Consider the following 17,610-nt stretch of genomic DNA (forward strand, 5'->3'; position numbering starts at 1 on the left):
CGTCATTTTCATCCCGCCGGATATCACTTTTGCGGAGTCTTTATGGCCTGGCTACTCGAAATGAAGAACATCACCAAAACCTTCGGCGCCGTTAAAGCCGTGGATAACGTCAGCCTGCGTCTGAACGCTGGCGAAGTGGTCTCGTTATGCGGTGAAAATGGGTCGGGGAAATCGACGCTGATGAAGGTGTTGTGCGGTATCTATCCGCACGGAAGCTATGAGGGCGAGATTATTTTTGCCGGCGAAACGCTGCAGGCAAACCATATTCGCGATACCGAACGCAAAGGCATCGCCATTATTCACCAGGAGCTGGCGCTGGTGAAACATCTCACCGTGCTGGAGAATATTTTCCTCGGCGCCGAGATCTCCCGCCACGGTCTGCTGGATTATGAAACCATGACGCTGCGCTGTCAGAAGCTGTTGGCGCAGGTCAATCTGCCCATATCGCCCGACACCCGCGTCGGCGACCTCGGCCTTGGCCAGCAGCAGCTGGTGGAGATAGCCAAGGCGCTGAATAAACAGGTTCGTCTGCTGATCCTCGACGAACCGACCGCTTCCTTAACCGAACAAGAGACCGCGACGCTGCTGACGATCATTCGCGATCTGCAAAACCACGGTATCGCCTGCATTTATATTTCTCACAAGCTCAATGAGGTCAAAGCGATCTCCGACACGATCTGCGTGATCCGCGATGGCCAGCACATCGGCACCCGCGACGCCAGCGGCATGAGCGAAGACGATATCATCACCATGATGGTCGGCCGCGAGCTCACCGCGCTCTATCCCAGCGAGCCGCACGCCCACGGCGAGGAGATCCTGCGGGTCGAACATTTAACCGCCTGGCACCCGGTAAACCGCCATATTAAACGCGTCAATGACGTCTCGTTTTCCCTGCGTCGCGGGGAAATCCTCGGCATCGCCGGGTTGGTCGGCGCCGGACGTACCGAGGCGGTACAGTGCCTGTTCGGCGTCTGGCCGGGGCGCTGGCAAGGGGAGATCTTTATTGATGGCCAGCCGGTGAGCATTTCTAACTGCCAGCAGGCCATTGCCCACGGCATCGCCATGGTGCCGGAAGACCGCAAAAAAGACGGCATCGTGCCGGTGATGGCGGTGGGCAAAAACATTACCCTGGCGGCGCTCAACCAGTTCACCGGCGCGATGAGCAGCCTGGACGACGCCGCCGAGCAGCACTGCATTCAGCAGTCCATTCAGCGTTTGAAAATTAAAACCTCCTCGCCGGAACTGGCGATTGGCCGTCTGAGCGGCGGCAACCAGCAAAAGGCGATACTCGCGCGCTGTCTGCTGCTCAATCCGCGCATTCTGATCCTCGACGAACCCACCCGTGGCATCGATATCGGGGCGAAGTATGAAATTTATAAACTGATTAACCAGCTGGTGCAGCAGGGCATCGCGGTCATTGTCATTTCATCAGAACTGCCCGAGGTGCTCGGTCTCAGCGATCGGGTGCTGGTCATGCACGAAGGTAGACTAAAAGCCAATTTGGTTAATCAACATCTGACCCAGGAACAGGTGATGGAAGCCGCGCTGAGGAGCGAACGCCATGTCGAAGAACACGTCGTCTGAAATCAAACTCACCCCAACCGCCCCCGCCGCCTTGCCGGCGCTGAAGGGGCTGAATCTCCAGGTCTTTGTGATGATCGCCGCCATCGTCGTCATTATGCTGTTTTTCACCTGGGTTACCGATGGCGCCTACCTGAGCGCACGCAATATCTCCAACCTGCTGCGCCAGACGGCCATCACCGGCATCCTCGCCGTTGGCATGGTGTTTGTGATTATTTCGGCAGAAATCGACCTGTCCGTCGGCTCGATGATGGGGCTGCTGGGCGGCGCCGCGGCAATCTTTGACGTCTGGCTCGGCTGGCCGCTGCCGCTCACCATCCTGGTGACGCTGGTGATGGGCCTGCTGCTCGGGGCGTGGAACGGATGGTGGGTGGCCTATCGCAAGGTTCCCTCGTTTATCGTCACCCTCGCCGGGATGCTGGCGTTTCGCGGCATTCTGATCGGCATCACCAACGGGACCACCGTCTCGCCCACCAGCCCGGCGATGGCGCAGATCGGCCAAAGCTATCTGCCAGACGGTATTGGGTTTGGCATCGGCGTTGTCGGCATGGCGGCGTTTATCGTCTGGCAGTGGCGCGGGCGGATGCGCCGTCAGGCGTTAGGTCTGGCGACCTCGTCCTCCACCGCCGCCGTTGGCCGTCAGGCCATTACCGCGGTGATTGTGCTGGGCGCAATCTGGCTGCTCAATGACTATCGTGGCGTGCCGACCCCGGTGCTGATCCTCGCTGCCCTGCTGCTGGCAGGTCTGTTTATGGCCACCCGCACCGCCTTTGGTCGTCGCATCTATGCCATCGGCGGCAACCTGGAGGCGGCCCGCCTCTCAGGGATCAACGTCGAGCGTACCAAGCTGGCGGTGTTTGCCATTAACGGCCTGATGGTCGCCATTGCCGGGCTGATCCTCAGCTCGCGCCTCGGCGCCGGGTCGCCCTCGGCGGGCAATATCGCCGAACTGGACGCCATCGCCGCCTGCGTCATCGGCGGCACCAGCCTGGCGGGCGGCATCGGCAGCGTCGCCGGAGCGGTAATGGGGGCGTTTATTATGTCAGCCCTGGATAACGGCATGAGCATGATGGACGTCGCCACCTTCTGGCAATATATCGTTAAAGGCGCCATTTTGCTGCTGGCGGTGTGGATGGACTCCGCCACCAAGCGGCGCGCGTGAGGAGAGACTCTCTGGAGAATGTCTGAATTCTTTGCGCTACCGCCAAACTTCGCCACAAGGCGCTTGAAATATCTCGGGCATTAGCCGGTAGTGTATACCCAACAGCATTCGGGTTGCAGACGGCGCCCACGGGCTGCGTACCGGCGTACGTGGCCCGGGTGAGTGAGGAAGCCAGGCCATCGGCAACATCATGAATGAAGGGGTATGACCGGGGTTAGAGCAGGAACATTATCTATGTTTGAAAAGCGTCACCGTATTACGCTGTTATTCAATGCCAACAAAGCTTATGACCGCCAGGTGGTTGAGGGCGTCGGCGAGTATCTGCAAGCCTCCCAGCTGGAGTGGGATATCTTTATTGAAGAGGATTTTCGGGCACGAATCGAAAACATCAAAGAGTGGTTGGGCGATGGCGTTATCGCCGACTATGACGATCCCGAAATTGAAAAGCTGCTGGCCGATGTCCACGTGCCCATCGTCGGCGTCGGCGGCTCTTATCATCAGCCAGAGCAGTACCCGCCGGTCCACTATATTGCCACGGACAACGCCGCGCTGGTGGAAAGCGCCTTTCTTCATTTGAAGGAAAAAGGGGTGCACCGCTTCGCGTTTTACGGACTCCCCACCTCCAGCGGTAAACGCTGGGCGGTAGAGCGCGAGTATGCCTTCTGCCAGCTGGTCGCGAAGGAGAAGTATCGCGGCGTGGTCTACCAGGGGCTGGAGACGGCGCCGGAAAACTGGCAGCACGCGCAAAACCGGCTCGCCGACTGGCTGCAAACCCTGCCGCCGCAAACCGGCATCATCGCCGTCACCGACGCCCGCGCCCGCCACGTCCTGCAGGCCTGCGAGCTGCTGCATATCCCGGTGCCAGAGAAACTCTGCGTTATTGGCATCGATAACGAGGAGCTGACCCGCTATCTCTCTCGCGTCGCCCTCTCCTCCGTCGCCCAGGGCACCCGCCAGATGGGTTATCAGGCGGCAAAATTACTCCACCGGCTGCTGAATAACGAGGTGCTCCCGCTGCAGCGCCAGCTGATCCCGCCGATGCGCGTCGTTGAGCGACGCTCCACCGACTACCGGTCGTTAAACGATCCCTCCGTGATACAGGCGATGCATTACATTCGCAACAATGCCTGCAAAGGCATCAAGGTGGAACAGGTGCTCGACGCCGTGGGCATCTCTCGCTCTAATCTGGAAAAACGCTTCAAAGAGGAGGTCGGGGAGACCATCCACACGGTGATCCACAGCGAAAAACTGGAAAAGGCGCGCAGCCTGCTGGTGTCCACCAGTCTGTCGATCAATGAGATTTCACAGATGTGCGGCTACCCGTCGCTGCAATATTTTTATTCGGTGTTTAAGAAGGAGTACGACGTGACGCCGAAAGAGTACCGTGACCGGCACAGCGAGGTGATGCTGTAGGGCAAAAAAATGCCCGGCGACAAGGCCGGGCATCCGGATTACAGATGGGCGGCGATGAGCCGCTGATTGTCCTGATACATCGCGAAGAGATAGTTGTTGTAGCTCGACCCTTTGGTCGAATAACCCTTCAGCTTATGAATCATCGTACTGGCCGTCACTTCCTGATCCGCCTTGCGCAGCTGCAGGCGCGATTTGCGGAATGAAGAATAAGCCGGGTGGGTGTTCAGGTTGGTGACATAAGCCTGCACCGACTGCTCCACTGATTCGAACTGCGAGTAGCCTTTCATCGCCCCGCGGCAGCGACCGGCGCCGCACTTCATGCCAAACAGGTTGTTGTTCTCACGCGCCAGCTTGGAGGTACCCCAGCCACTTTCCGCCGCCGCCATGGTTGCTACCATACTGTTCGGAATAATGTCGACACGCTCAAGCAGCGCGTTCCAGGGCACATGACGCGTATTGCCTGACCACTTCACCTTATAACGGGCAGCGATATCTTTCAGGCGCGCCTTCTCAGTCGGCGACCAGCGAGCATCGTACTGCTTGGAGACAAGCCAGTTACGATCCGCAGTAATCGCCTGATTCTGCTTGGTAATATAAGGCATGACCGTCCGGAGAAACGCTTTTTTCCTTGGTGTTCCGGAAGGGTATTTTCGCAAGTCAGGAAGTGAACTGCTCTTTACACTATTGCGAGAATACTCTTGTTTACTGCTTACCTTAGTACTACTGATCTTCTTAACCGTTGGGGCTTTATGACTCTTTGTTGCTGTGTGCGTTGTTGCCAACACACTACCTGAAAATACACAGGTTAGTAACATAAGTATGGCGGCCCCATATCGTCGTATGGGATTCGATATCATCAGGTCTCCTGGTCGGATATATGCATTCCAACACCTTGTTTTTCACAAAAAAACGATAGCTGAATCGCTAATAGTATCAAAAATACGCAATGAGAGCATCAACAGAAATAGTCCAATTCCGAATTGGTGTCATCTGAAATCGGTTTCTGCGACGCATCGCCAGTGCGAAAATGCTAGCTTCGTCTCATTTTTAGCCTATTTTTTGAGCGGTGTCACTCACCCCTTTTCATCCTCCTGGTAAAACGCCCGCCAGGAGGAGTTCACCCGTGCGGCAACAAGGCACACTAGATAAAAACCGCTCAAGGATCCCGCAATGAAACTCGCTGCGCTTGCCACGTTATTCGTGCCTGGGATGGCCTTTGCCGCCTGGACTACTACCGACTTCCCTGCCTTTACCGAAGAAGGGACGGGCCGATTCATCAGCCAGAAAGTGGTTGAGAAGGGTACACGTCCTCTGCAGCTAAATTTTGACCAGCAGTGCTGGCAGCCTTCCGGCGGCATTAAGCTCAACCAGATGCTGTCCATGGAGCCCTGCCGTGGCACCCCGCCGCAATGGCGTATCTTCCGCCAGGGGTTGTATACCCTGGAGGTGGATACCCGCTCCGGCACACCGACAATGATGATTTCGCTGGAGGAAAAAGAGGCCAGCGCCGCGGCGCCGCAAATCCGTCAGTGTCCGAAGTGGGATGGAAAACCGCTGACCATCGACGTCAGCAAAACCTTCGCCGAGGGCAGCAAGGTCCGCGATTTCTACAGCGGCAATGTCGCGACCGTCAGCGGCGGCAAAATCACCCTGCAGCCCGCCTTCGGCAGCAATGGCCTGCTGCTGCTCGAGCGCGCCGAGACCGCCGCCCCGGCGCCGTTTGACTGGCACAACGCCACTGTCTACTTCGTCCTGACCGATCGCTTTGTAAATGGCAACCCGGCCAACGACAACAGCTATGGCCGTCATAAAGACGGCATGCAGGAGATCGGCACCTTCCACGGCGGCGACCTGCAGGGATTAACCAGCAAGCTGGATTATCTGCAGCAGATGGGGGTTAACGCCCTGTGGATCAGCTCCCCGCTCGAGCAGATCCACGGCTGGGTCGGCGGCGGCACGAAGGGCGATTTCCCGCACTACGCCTACCACGGCTATTACACCCAGGACTGGTCGAAACTGGACGCCAACATGGGGACCGAAGCGGATCTCCGCCGACTGGTGGATGAAGCGCATAAGCGCGGCATACGCATCCTGTTTGACGTGGTGATGAACCATACCGGTTACGCTACCCTGGCCGACATGCAGGAGTTCCAGTTCGGCGCCCTGTATCTGCAAGGCGATGAGCTGAAAAAAACCCTTGGCGAGCGCTGGACGGACTGGAAACCGGGCGCGGGCCAGACCTGGCATAGCTTTAACGACTACATCAACTTCAGCGACAAAGCCGGCTGGGAGAAATGGTGGGGCAAGAAGTGGATCCGCACCGATATCGGCGATTATGACAACCCAGGCTATGACGATCTCACCATGTCGCTGGCCTTCCTGCCGGATCTGAAAACCGAATCGAAGGAAGCCTCAGGCCTGCCGAACTTCTATAGCCATAAACCAGACACCGCAGCGAAAGCGATCCCGGGCTATACGCCGCGCGACTACCTGACACACTGGCTGAGCCAGTGGGTACGCGACTACGGCATCGATGGCTTCCGCGTCGATACCGCCAAACATGTGGAGATGGACGCCTGGCAGCAGTTAAAAACCCAGGCCACCGCCGCGCTGGCGGAGTGGAAGAAAGCCAATCCGGATAAAGCGCTGGATGCGGCGCCGTTCTGGATGACCGGCGAAGCCTGGGGACATGGAGTGATGCAGAGCGATTATTATCGCCACGGTTTTGATGCGATGATCAATTTCGACTATCAGGATCAGGCGGCGAAAGCGGCGACCTGTATGGCTAATATTGACCTCACCTGGCAGCAAATGGCGGACAAGCTGCAGAGCTTTAACGTCCTGAGTTACCTCTCCTCGCACGATACGCGCCTGTTCCGCGAAGGCGGCACCACCGCGGCGGAGCTGTTGCTGCTGGCCCCTGGCGCCGTGCAGATTTTCTATGGTGACGAATCATCACGTCCGTTCGGCCCCACCGGCTCGGACCCGCTACAGGGCACCCGTTCGCAGATGAACTGGCAGGATGTTAACGGCAAGGCGGCCCGCAGCGTCACTCACTGGCAGAAGATCGGTCAGTTCCGCGCTCGCCATCCGGCAATCGGCATGGGCAAACAGACAACGCTGTCGATGCCGCGTGGTTACGGGTTCGTGCGTGAGAGCGGTGAAGACAAAGTGATGGTCATCTGGGCCGGACAACAGCAGTAATCCACAGGTGGCTCTCCGCCCTGGCGGGGAGCCATTCAGAACAAAACGCTAACAAAATAGTAATTTACAGGATAAAGATAAAAAGCCGTCTCCTCCCGCCGATTTGCACCACGCTAGCGCTGGCGTTATGGTTAGCCACTTTCCAGAACCACCGATAGACTATTCGCGATGACATTTTCCCTTTTCGGCGACAAATTCACCCGTCATTCAGGCATCACCCGCTTGATGGAAGACCTTAATGACGGTCTGCGCACGCCGGGCGCTATTATGCTGGGCGGCGGCAACCCCGCTCAGATCCCGGAAATGAATGACTACTTCCAGCAGCTGCTGTCCGACATGCTGGATAATGGCAAAGCCCTTGATGCGCTTTGTAATTATGATGGTCCGCAGGGCAAAAGCGAGCTGCTGAGCCTGCTGGCGAACATGCTGCGCGACGAGCTGGGCTGGGAGATCGAACCACAGAATATTGCGCTAACAAACGGCAGTCAGAGCGCATTTTTCTACTTATTTAATCTGTTTGCAGGCCGTCGGGCAGATGGCACCACGCGTAAGGTACTGTTCCCACTGACGCCGGAATATATTGGTTACGCCGATGCCGGTCTGGAAGAGGATCTGTTCGTTGCCACCCGGCCGAACATCGAACTGCTGCCGGAAGGCCAGTTCAAATACCACGTTGATTTTGAACATCTGCAGGTGACGGAAGAGACCGGGATGATCTGCGTCTCGCGCCCCACCAACCCGACCGGCAACGTCATCACTGATGAAGAGCTGATCAAACTGGATGCGCTGGCGAATCAGCACGGGGTCCCGCTGGTGATTGATAATGCCTACGGCGTGCCGTTCCCGGGCATTATCTTTAGCGACGCCCGACCGCTGTGGAATCCAAACATCGTGCTGTGTATGAGCCTGTCCAAACTGGGCCTGCCGGGCAGCCGCTGCGGGATTATCATCGCCAACGAGAAAATCATCACCGCCATCAGCAACATGAACGGCATTATCAGCCTCGCCCCTGGCGGCATCGGGCCGGCAATGATGTGCGAAATGATTAAACGACAGGATCTGCTGCGCCTGTCAGAGACGGTGATCAAGCCCTTCTATTACCAGCGGGTGCAGGAAACCATCGCCATTATTCGCCGTTATTTACCGGAGGAGCGCTGCCTGATCCACAAACCGGAGGGAGCCATTTTCCTCTGGCTATGGTTTAAGGACCTGCCGGTCTCCACCGAGCTGCTGTATCAGCGGCTGAAAAAGCGCGGCGTGCTGATGGTGCCGGGGGATTACTTCTTCCCGGGTCTGGATAAGCCGTGGCCGCACACTCACCAGTGTATGCGCATGAACTATGTGCCAGACCCGCAAAAAATTGAGGCCGGGGTGAAAATTCTCGCCGAAGAGATTGAATTCGCCTGGCGCGAACAGGAAGCATAGCCGCTGACGCCACGGGCGGGTAACGCCCGTCAGCGCCCCCACTCACGCCAGCGCCAGCCGCTGGCGTTTTTGCGCACATAGCGCCTCCAGCTCCGCGGGAACCATCACCCGCAGCGCCTGCGTCGGGCAGGCGGCCACGCAGGCCGGTCCTTCAGCGCGGTGATGGCATAAATCGCATTTCAGCGCCTGCGCCTGCTCGTTCACTACCGTAACGGTCATCGCGCCGTACGGGCAGGCCACCATGCAACTTTTGCAGCCGATGCAGCGCCGCTGATCGACCCACCAGACGTCATTGTCGCGCTGAATCGCCCCTTGCGGGCAAACGCTGGCGCAGGGCGCATCCTCGCATTGCCGGCACGCCGTCGCCGTCGATATGTCACCGCTTTTCACCACCCGGATACGCGGCGCGAAATGGTTCGTCGACAGGGCGGCGACATCCTGCGCCTGCTGGTGCGCCACCGCACAAGCCACTTCACAGGTACGACAGCCAATACACCGCTGGGCATTGGCAATAAGAAACTGGTTCATCCTCTGCTCCCTGGGGATAAAACCGCAGGGTGCCAGAATAGTCCCTGCCCGCGCTTTGATCCTGAATGGAATCAGCGCTGTTTTTTGTCAGATGGCCTGCAGGATGTGGTCATTTGCCTGACGCTTCACGCACCGTGAAACCCAGCTCACGCGAAATTGCTTCGGCGGTCTCACGCAGCGGTTTTAACAAGTTCTTTTCGCCAGCTCCCCTGCACGAAGTCCGCCGGGGAGCTGGCGTGAATGATTACAGAAACAACGCCTTATCGCGCAGGATATGATCGTTACCGCGACGGCGGGTGAAGCCAATCCGATCGAAATACTCCAGGATCTGGATCGCCAGCTTGCGCCCGACGTTTAAGGTATCGCGGAAATCCGCGGCGCAGGTTGATCCGCGCAGCTGATCCAGCTCGCGCACCCGCTGGGCGAACTGCACAATGCGATCGTTGCGGTAGTAACGATCCTTGACGATCGCAGTAATCATCCCCTGCTGCGCCGCCTGGCGCAGCACCGCGCGCATCAGCGACTCTTCGACATGGACTTCGCGCGCGAGATCGCGCACCCACCAGGGGTCATCGCCGAACAGGGCCTCCACCTTCTGCCAGACCGCCTGCTGCTCGTCGGTAAACCCGGCTTTATGCTCCGGCAAATGCAGCCAGCCGTGATGGCTGTGGACTAAGCCACTCTCGCGCATCTGCTCAATCAGCAGCAGCACCAGCGCTTCATCTTCCATCGGCAGCGCGATGCGGCGCAGGCGCTCCCGGCCAGGGCCCGGCTCGTCGCGATGCTGCTCATGGTAGCGCGCCAGGGCATCCAGCAATTTTCGCTGCCAGCGGGCGGCAAGCGGCGCACTGAGCAGGCGCTGTCCGGCCTGCAGATAGTCCGGTCGTTGGATCAGGGCCGCCATTCCGGCTTCGCTGAGCTGCCGCGCCCAGGCGAAGCGCTCAAGCCGGACGGCATCCCGCTGCAGATGCAGCTCAAGCGCCGGCGCATCGTCAGCGCCAACTGCCGCCAGGGCGTGCAGCCACTGCAGATACTCCGGTTTACGTTTGCCGCGGCGCGGGGGATCCAGCGTCACCACCCGTGCGCCGGCCAGCGTCAAGCGAGCAGAGATATCGCGGAGCACCAGCCGGTCGTTATCCGCCAGCCACAGCGGGGTATCCAGCACCAGCTCCGCCAGGTTGCCCTCGAGGAGCGACACCCGACCGGTAATGTGGCTGGCAGCATGGTGAATATGCAGCGGTTGCCACTGGCTGAGCGGCGTATGGCACTGCAGCTCGACAATCACCCGTTCCGCAGGCTCCGGCGGCGGTGAGGACAACAGCCAGTCGCCGCGGTGCACTGCCTCTTTCTGTGCATCGCCGACAATATTCAGCGCAATGCGCTGCCCGGCGTGCGCCTGCTCAACCGCTTGATTCTGGGCATGCAGGCCGCGGACGCGCATCGGCGTGTTGACGCCGGTGAGCCACAGAGTATCCCCGACCCGTACTTCGCCGGAGAGCGCCGTCCCGGTGACCACCAGCCCCGCGCCTTTGACGGTAAAAGCGCGGTCCAGCGCCAGGCGAAACCGCTGCTGCTGCGGGTGGGGGCGCTCCGCAAGCTGCAACAGATGGCTGCGCAATTCGGCAATACCGATGTTTTCTGCCGCCGCGGTGGGAAAGAAAGCGACGGCGTCAAAGCCCAGCTCGCGCAGAGTCTGCTCGACCTCCGCCCGGACCTCCTCCACCCTGGCGGCCGCCACGCGGTCCGTTTTGGTGAGCGCCACGGTCAGCGTCGGCTTTCCGGTCAACTGCAGGATCGCCAGGTGTTCGCGGGTTTGCGCCATCACCCCGTCATCGCAGGCCACCACCAGCAGCGCATGGTCAATACCCCCCACCCCCGCCAGCATGTTGGACAAAAACTTTTCGTGCCCGGGAACGTCAATAAATCCCAGCACCCGCCCGTCCGGCTGCGGCCAGTAGGCATAGCCGAGATCGATCGTCATTCCCCGCGCTTTCTCTTCCGGCAGACGATCGGCATTTACGCCGGTTATCGCCTGCAGCAGCGTCGTTTTGCCGTGGTCAACATGTCCAGCGGTGGCAATAATCATCGTAACAACATCTCCATAAACCGGGTTTCATCTTCCAGACAGCGCAGGTCCAGCCAGAGCCGACCATCATCAATGCGGCCAATCACCGGACACGGCAGCGCGCGCCAGCGGGCAGCCAGCGCCTCCAGCCGGCTGCCGCGGCCGTCATGCGGGGTAAAGGTCAACGCCGCGCTGGGCAGGCGGTCAACGGGTAACGAACCGCTGCCAATCTGCGACTGGCAGGCTGCCACGCTGACGGCAAAGTCAGCATAGTGTGCCGCCAGGTCAGGCAGCAGGCGTTCAGCCAGCCGGCGGATCTCTTCCGCCGGACGGGTGAGCAAGCGCAGCGTCGGTAATCTCTCCGTCAGCACCTCCGGGTGCTGATAGAGGCGCAGCGTGGCTTCCAGCGCCGCGAGGGTCATTTTATCCGCGCGCAGGGCCCGCTTCAGCGGATGGCTTTGCAGCCGGGCAATCAGCGCGCGTTTGCCGACGATAATTCCGGCCTGCGGGCCGCCGAGCAGCTTGTCGCCAGAGAAACTGACCAGGCTCACCCCGGCGGCGATCATCTCCTGCGGCATCGGCTCCTTCGGCAGGCCATACTGGCTGAGATCCACCAGCGACCCGCTGCCCAGGTCGGCCACCACCGGGATGTCCAGTTCGCGGCCAATGGCCGCCAGCTCCGCTTCGTCGACGGCTTTAGTAAAGCCTTCAATGCTGTAGTTGCTGGTGTGAACCTTCATCAGCAGCGCGGTATTGTCATTCACCGCCTGACGATAGTCTTTGGCATGGGTGCGGTTGGTGGTACCCACTTCGTGCAGCTGACAACCCGCCTGACGCATCACATCAGGAATGCGAAATGCGCCGCCGATCTCCACCAGTTCGCCGCGGGAAACCACCACTTCGCGGCCGCTGGCGGTGGCCGCCAGCATCAGCAGAACGGCCGCCGCGTTGTTGTTCACGATACAGGCATCTTCCGCGCCGGTGATCTGGCACAGCAGATCGGCAATGGCGCGATCGCGATGGCCGCGCCCGGCGTCGTTGAGATCATATTCGAGCGTCACCGGCGCGCGCATCGCGCTGGCAACCGCCTCCACAGCCGACTCCGCCTGGATGGCGCGCCCCAGATTGGTATGCAATACCGTACCGGTGAGATTAAACACCGGACGCAGGGCGCTCCGCTGGCCGGCGGTGAGCCGCTGCTCACAGGCGTGCAGCCAGTCATGGCTCCAGTCAGGGAGCGTCTGCCGTTGGCTAATCTGTTCCCGCGCCTCATCCAGCATCTGGCGCAGCTGCGCCACCACCTGCGAATGGCCGTGCTGCGCCAGCAGGGGAGAAAAAGCGGGGTCGCGTAGTAAGCGGTCAATGGCCGGAAGCCGGGTATAAAGCGCACGAATATCGGTAGTCATGAATGGGCCTGGCGGTAAGTTATTTTCCCCCCTCCCGACGGGAGAGGGAGTCAACAATCAGCGGCGATTGTAACGCCTCCTTGCGCAAACTGTTACCTGCCTGGGTCAAGTCCGCGGCGGTTCGGTACGCGCAAAGCTGGCGCGCTGGAACAACGCATCCACCAGCTTCACCAGTTGCGGCCGGGTGGCGCACCAGCCGGGCGCGACCCGGCGAAAGTTCAGATAAGCAATGGCGCAGGCCGTTGAAATGGTCGCCAGATTAACCTCGTCGCCGCGCAGCGTTCCGTCTGCCGCGCAGGCTTCCAGCCGGTCGAGGCCGCGAGCCACTTTCTCCCGCTGGCGGAGCAGCTCTTGCTCTGACTGTTGCGCGCCCGGGCGAGCCTTTTCACGCACCAGCGCCTGGGCGGCCTCCATCACCCCATCCGCCAGTGCTTCAAGCTGACGCATCCTGAGAGCGGCTCTGGGGTCGGCGGGGATCATCGGCGGCGCCACGCCCAGCAGCTCCAGATACTGGGCGATGACCGGGGAGTCAAACCAGCACTCACCGTCGTCCGTCACCAGCGCCGGCACTTTGCCCAGCGGGTTATAGCGCGCCACACCGTTGCTTTCGCTGTAGGGGGATTCGTTGACAAACTCAAAAGGGATGCGCTTTTCCAGCAGGATCACGGAGATTTTGCGCACAAAGGGACTGGTGTAGCTGCCGATCAGTTTCATAGCCTGCTCCTTATCGCCAACAAATTATCGCCAACAAAGATATGAGTATGGCTCAGGGCAGGACAAAAGGCAGGTGAGCGTCCCGCTCAACCTGCCGCCGATCGCATTAATGATCGAGATAGAGGTAGTGCATCCAGCTGGTCATCCGCAGCAGCACTTTACGCATCACCGAGACGTGGGCGAAATGGTCGGAGTAGACCGCCACCTGCGCGTAGATGCCATCGGGCAGCGCATCAATTTCGGCATTGGGGTCGAGCTCGATGGTCGCCAGCACGCCATCGCTGCCCGGCGTCACGGTCAGCGACTGTAACGCCCCTTGCGCCTGATAACTTCCTCCCGGCACCACCGGTAAAATACTCACCAGTTTGCCGTGGAACACCTGCCCGGGCAGGGCGTTAAACACCGCTTCCGCGTCGTCGCCTTTCTCCAGCCTTAACAGGGAATTTTGCCGAAACTGGGCGACGATCAGCCGTTTTTGCTCGGGGATAAACACCATCACCGGACGCAGCGGCAGCGAAGCGGCATAGGTCCCCGGACGGATCAGCACCTGGGTGATATACCCATCGCTGGGCGCCCGCACGGTGGTCTGGTCGAGATTATATTTCGCCTCCGCCAGCTGGGCGCGCAGGCTGGCCACTTGCGACTGCTCGCCGTTGATCATGCTGTCCAGCTGGCTCTGGATCTGCGCCTGCTCCGCCACCGACGCCTTGACCAGCGCGTCCTGGGCAAGGTAATTCTGCCTGGCGTTATCGATGTCACTTTCCGAGAACGGGTTCACCCGCGCCTGGCTCCCTTTCAGGTAGCGCTGATAGTCCTTGTATAAGCGATCGCGCTCCGCCGACACGCGGGTGGTGTTGGCCTGGGCTTCAGAGAGCTGCGCCTTGAGGGTGTTAATACTGTGCAGCGCCGTCACCAGGTCGGCCTGCAGACGGTCGACCCGCGCCTGATAGCGTGCCGGGTCAATGGTAAAAAGCACCTCACCCTTTTTGACGCGCTGATTCGCTTTGTCGGTGACGCTGTTAACCACTCCGGTAACCTGCGGCGTAATAGGAATAGATATCACCGCCTTTTGCGCCAGAAAGGTGTAAGGGTGGTTATAGTTCATTAATAAAATAAGCGCGCTAACAATAAATACGCCCCCCAGCGCCGCGGTAGGTACCGTCCATTTATTTACCGGTATTTTGAAGATTTTAAATATCGACCAGGCGATGGCCACGTAGGTCAAAATTATCAACAGATCCATAGATTATTTCTCCGCCGCAGAGATGGACTGCGGCCGCTGGATGGCCGCCACCTGGTGTTCAAGGTCGCTCAGTCGTTGGCGAAGCTGTTGTATATCGGTCTCTTTTTCAGGTTCATCAGGGGCCGTATTCGCCTTATGCTGCATGCCCCAGCCGCGCTCAGGCTGGTACAACGTGGCCCAAATCCATAAAAACGGCCAGATGACGTGGAGAGTAAAAAGACTGACCCATCCGGCGACATGAATAGCATCGGAATGAGGGTGGTTGCGTTTTTTGGCGATCAAATAAGGAATATCGTGAATAATGATAATCCCATAAAAAATGACCAGAAAAACGAAGATCAGAACGCCCAGCGCAAAATAATTGAGAAACATAATTCCCTCGGCTTTACGCTAATAATTTATATGAATTTTATTCACGACCCACTGACATTCGGGCCGCTATTTTGAGCATAATTCACGCCTTTCATTTTTGCCATCCGGCGTAAAAAAGTTATTCGGCAGTTAAGGTTGCTTAGTTACAGAGCCATCTCGCCCTGGCCGCAAAACCGGGCCGAGATCACAGCGGCAAAAATCCACCGTGAAATTCTTTGTGATCAAAATCACAAACAAACAACAAAACCACGAAACAAAATTGTGACAAATATCACACAAAAAGGCAGATCAGCGGCTAAAAAGGCGCTGTGTTGTTTTTTTACACAGTAATTATGTGATCAACATCACTACAAAAAGCGCTTTGCCCCCTATATTCATGTGATCCGTATCACACAAAAGGGCGCTAGCTGGACAGCTAAACGATTCAGTGCCAGATTTCGCACTATCAATCAGGGCCCGGCTACCTCTGCCGCCACATTAACAACAAACCTCGGGCTTTAAGCCTGCGCGATACGCAAAACAGAAGAAGGGGTGTTTTATGTCATCCGATATCAAGATCAAGGTGCAAAGCTTTGGTCGTTTCCTCAGCAATATGGTGATGCCGAATATCGGCGCGTTTATCGCGTGGGGTATCATCACCGCGCTTTTCATTCCGACAGGGTGGTTGCCAAACGAAACGCTGGCGAAGCTGGTCGGTCCGATGATCACCTACCTGCTGCCGCTGCTGATCGGTTACACCGGCGGTAAATTAGTCGGCGGCGAACGTGGTGGCGTGGTCGGGGCGATCACCACCATGGGCGTTATCGTCGGCGCGGATATGCCGATGTTCCTCGGCTCAATGATTGCCGGCCCGCTGGGCGGCTACTGCATCAAGAAGTTCGATAACTGGGTAGACGGTAAGATCAAATCCGGTTTTGAAATGCTGGTGAATAACTTCTCCGCTGGCATCATCGGGATGATCCTCGCCATTCTGGCCTTCCTCGGCATTGGCCCGGCGGTTGAAGTTCTGTCGAAAATTCTGGCGGCTGGCGTTAACTTTATGGTGGCGCACGACATGCTGCCGCTGGCGTCTATCTTCGTGGAACCGGCAAAAATCCTGTTCCTCAATAACGCCATTAACCACGGTATCTTCTCGCCGCTGGGTATTCAGCAGTCCCACGAGCTGGGTAAATCTATCTTCTTCCTGATTGAAGCTAACCCGGGTCCGGGGATGGGCGTTCTGCTGGCGTACATGTTCTTTGGTCGCGGCAGCGCAAAACAGTCAGCAGGCGGGGCGGCTATCATCCACTTCCTGGGGGGTATCCATGAAATCTACTTCCCGTACGTGCTGATGAACCCACGTCTGATCCTGGCCGTTATCCTCGGCGGGATGACCGGTGTCTTCACCCTGACCATCCTCAATGGCGGTCTGGTCTCTCCGGCTTCCCCAGGCTCTATCCTGGCGGTGCTGGCGATGACGCCGAAAGGCGCCTACTTCGCTAACATCGCCGCGATTATCGCAGCGATGGCGGTCTCCTTCGTGGTCTCTGCGGTTCTGCTGAAGACCAGCAAGGTAAAAGAAGAAGACGATATCGAAGCCGCAACGCGTCGTATGCATGACATGAAAGCGGAATCCAAAGGCGCCAGCCCGCTGGCGGCCGGTAATGTCACCAACGACCTGAGCCATGTGCGTAAAATCATCGTCGCCTGCGACGCCGGGATGGGTTCCAGCGCCATGGGCGCCGGGGTACTGCGCAAGAAAGTGCAGGATGCCGGACTGAGTAACATCTCGGTTACCAACAGCGCGATCAATAACCTGCCGCCGGATGTTGACCTGGTTATCACTCACCGTGACCTGACCGAGCGGGCGATGCGCCAGGTACCACAGGCGCAGCATATTTCGCTGACCAACTTCCTCGACAGCGGTCTGTACACCAGCCTGACTGAGCGTCTGGTCGCGGCCCAGCGCCACATCGAGAATGAAGTGAAAGTTACCGATAGCCTGAAAGACAGCTTTGATGATGGCGACAAAAACCTGTTCCAGTTGGGTGCGGATAACATCTTCCTCGGGCGCAAAGCAGCCACCAAAGAAGAAGCCATTCGCTTCGCCGGCGAGCAGCTGGTGAAAGGCGGCTACGTCGAGCCGGAATATGTGCAGGCGATGCTGGACCGCGAAAAACTGACCTCGACCTATCTCGGCGAGTCCATCGCGGTACCGCACGGCACCATCGAAGCGAAAGACCGTGTGCTGAAAACCGGCGTCGTCTTCTGCCAGTACCCGGAAGGCGTGCGCTTTGGGGAAGATGAAGACGATGTCGCCCGTCTGGTCATCGGCATCGCGGCCCGCAACAACGAGCATATTCAGGTTATCACCAGCCTGACTAACGCCCTGGATGACGAAACCGTGATTGAGCGCCTGGCGAAAACCACCAGCGTCGACGAAGTTCTGGCACTGTTGAATAAATAACCAAAGCGGTCCATTCCCTCTCCCTTTGGGAGAGGGTTTGGGTGAGGGGCA

At 58.6% G+C, this 17,610-nt stretch carries 13 protein-coding genes and 1 pseudogene; 6 read left to right on the plus strand and 8 right to left on the minus strand.

Annotated elements, in window-relative coordinates:
- Nucleotides 1–42: 42 nt before the first annotated feature.
- The 3 genes from N438_RS18190 (at nucleotide 43) to xylR (ending at nucleotide 4,156) form a co-directional block, all read left to right on the plus strand.
- Complete coding sequence (locus N438_RS18190; protein ID WP_012540329.1) at nucleotides 43–1,584, plus strand: xylose ABC transporter ATP-binding protein; 1,542 nt, start codon at nucleotides 43–45, stop codon at nucleotides 1,582–1,584.
- Nucleotides 1,562–2,743 (plus strand): xylose ABC transporter permease XylH, encoded by a 1,182-nt coding sequence (gene xylH / locus N438_RS18195; RefSeq protein WP_008806873.1) that lies wholly within the window; start codon nucleotides 1,562–1,564, stop codon nucleotides 2,741–2,743. Before N438_RS18190 ends, xylH begins: the two co-directional genes overlap by 23 nt.
- A 234-nt stretch (nucleotides 2,744–2,977) precedes the next feature.
- Complete coding sequence (xylR, locus tag N438_RS18200; RefSeq protein ID WP_008806872.1) at nucleotides 2,978–4,156, plus strand: D-xylose utilization transcriptional activator XylR; 1,179 nt, start codon at nucleotides 2,978–2,980, stop codon at nucleotides 4,154–4,156.
- Between the two features lie 38 nt (nucleotides 4,157–4,194).
- Here xylR and N438_RS18205 read toward each other — a convergent pair whose 3' ends face one another.
- Entirely contained in the window at nucleotides 4,195–5,013 is an 819-nt protein-coding gene (locus N438_RS18205; protein WP_008806871.1) for a protein bax, read from the minus strand.
- Between the two features lie 313 nt (nucleotides 5,014–5,326).
- On the opposite strand from N438_RS18205, the gene N438_RS18215 reads away from it, so the two are divergent.
- Together N438_RS18215 and avtA are read left to right on the plus strand one after the other, a co-directional pair.
- Nucleotides 5,327–7,360 (plus strand): alpha-amylase, encoded by a 2,034-nt coding sequence (locus N438_RS18215; protein WP_008806870.1) that lies wholly within the window; start codon nucleotides 5,327–5,329, stop codon nucleotides 7,358–7,360.
- A gap of 168 nt (nucleotides 7,361–7,528) precedes the next feature.
- Complete coding sequence (gene avtA / locus N438_RS18220) at nucleotides 7,529–8,785, plus strand: valine--pyruvate transaminase (RefSeq protein ID WP_008806869.1); 1,257 nt, start codon at nucleotides 7,529–7,531, stop codon at nucleotides 8,783–8,785.
- A gap of 42 nt (nucleotides 8,786–8,827) precedes the next feature.
- Here avtA and N438_RS18225 read toward each other — a convergent pair whose 3' ends face one another.
- The 7 genes and pseudogenes from N438_RS18225 to N438_RS18255 form a co-directional block, all read right to left on the minus strand.
- Complete coding sequence (locus tag N438_RS18225; RefSeq protein WP_008806868.1) at nucleotides 8,828–9,313, minus strand: 4Fe-4S dicluster domain-containing protein; 486 nt, start codon at nucleotides 9,311–9,313, stop codon at nucleotides 8,828–8,830.
- A 109-nt stretch (nucleotides 9,314–9,422) separates the two neighbouring features.
- Nucleotides 9,423–9,515: pseudogene (locus tag N438_RS18230) on the minus strand (IclR family transcriptional regulator); the annotation flags it as partial.
- A gap of 42 nt (nucleotides 9,516–9,557) precedes the next feature.
- Entirely contained in the window at nucleotides 9,558–11,399 is a 1,842-nt protein-coding gene (gene selB, locus N438_RS18235; protein WP_044643356.1) for a selenocysteine-specific translation elongation factor, read from the minus strand.
- Entirely contained in the window at nucleotides 11,396–12,784 is a 1,389-nt protein-coding gene (gene selA / locus N438_RS18240) for an L-seryl-tRNA(Sec) selenium transferase (RefSeq protein WP_046882244.1), read from the minus strand. The genes selB and selA overlap by 4 nt, the downstream gene beginning before the upstream one ends.
- A gap of 105 nt (nucleotides 12,785–12,889) precedes the next feature.
- A complete protein-coding gene (locus tag N438_RS18245) occupies nucleotides 12,890–13,498 on the minus strand; it encodes a glutathione S-transferase (RefSeq protein ID WP_004145238.1) in 609 nt (202 codons plus the stop codon).
- 106 nt (nucleotides 13,499–13,604) lie between these two features.
- A complete protein-coding gene (locus N438_RS18250) occupies nucleotides 13,605–14,741 on the minus strand; it encodes an HlyD family secretion protein (protein WP_009484617.1) in 1,137 nt (378 codons plus the stop codon).
- Between the two features lie 3 nt (nucleotides 14,742–14,744).
- Nucleotides 14,745–15,113 carry a DUF3302 domain-containing protein gene (locus N438_RS18255; protein WP_008806865.1) on the minus strand — a complete coding sequence of 123 codons (369 nt, stop codon included), beginning with the start codon at nucleotides 15,111–15,113 and terminating at the stop codon, nucleotides 14,745–14,747.
- A 538-nt stretch (nucleotides 15,114–15,651) separates the two neighbouring features.
- On the opposite strand from N438_RS18255, the gene mtlA reads away from it, so the two are divergent.
- Complete coding sequence (mtlA, locus tag N438_RS18260) at nucleotides 15,652–17,559, plus strand: PTS mannitol transporter subunit IICBA (protein WP_004173919.1); 1,908 nt, start codon at nucleotides 15,652–15,654, stop codon at nucleotides 17,557–17,559.
- The last annotated feature ends 51 nt before the right edge of the window (nucleotides 17,560–17,610 follow it).

Origin of the sequence: Klebsiella sp. GL120222-02 (assembly GCF_003097195.1) — a bacterium.
GTDB lineage: Bacteria > Pseudomonadota > Gammaproteobacteria > Enterobacterales > Enterobacteriaceae > Klebsiella > Klebsiella variicola.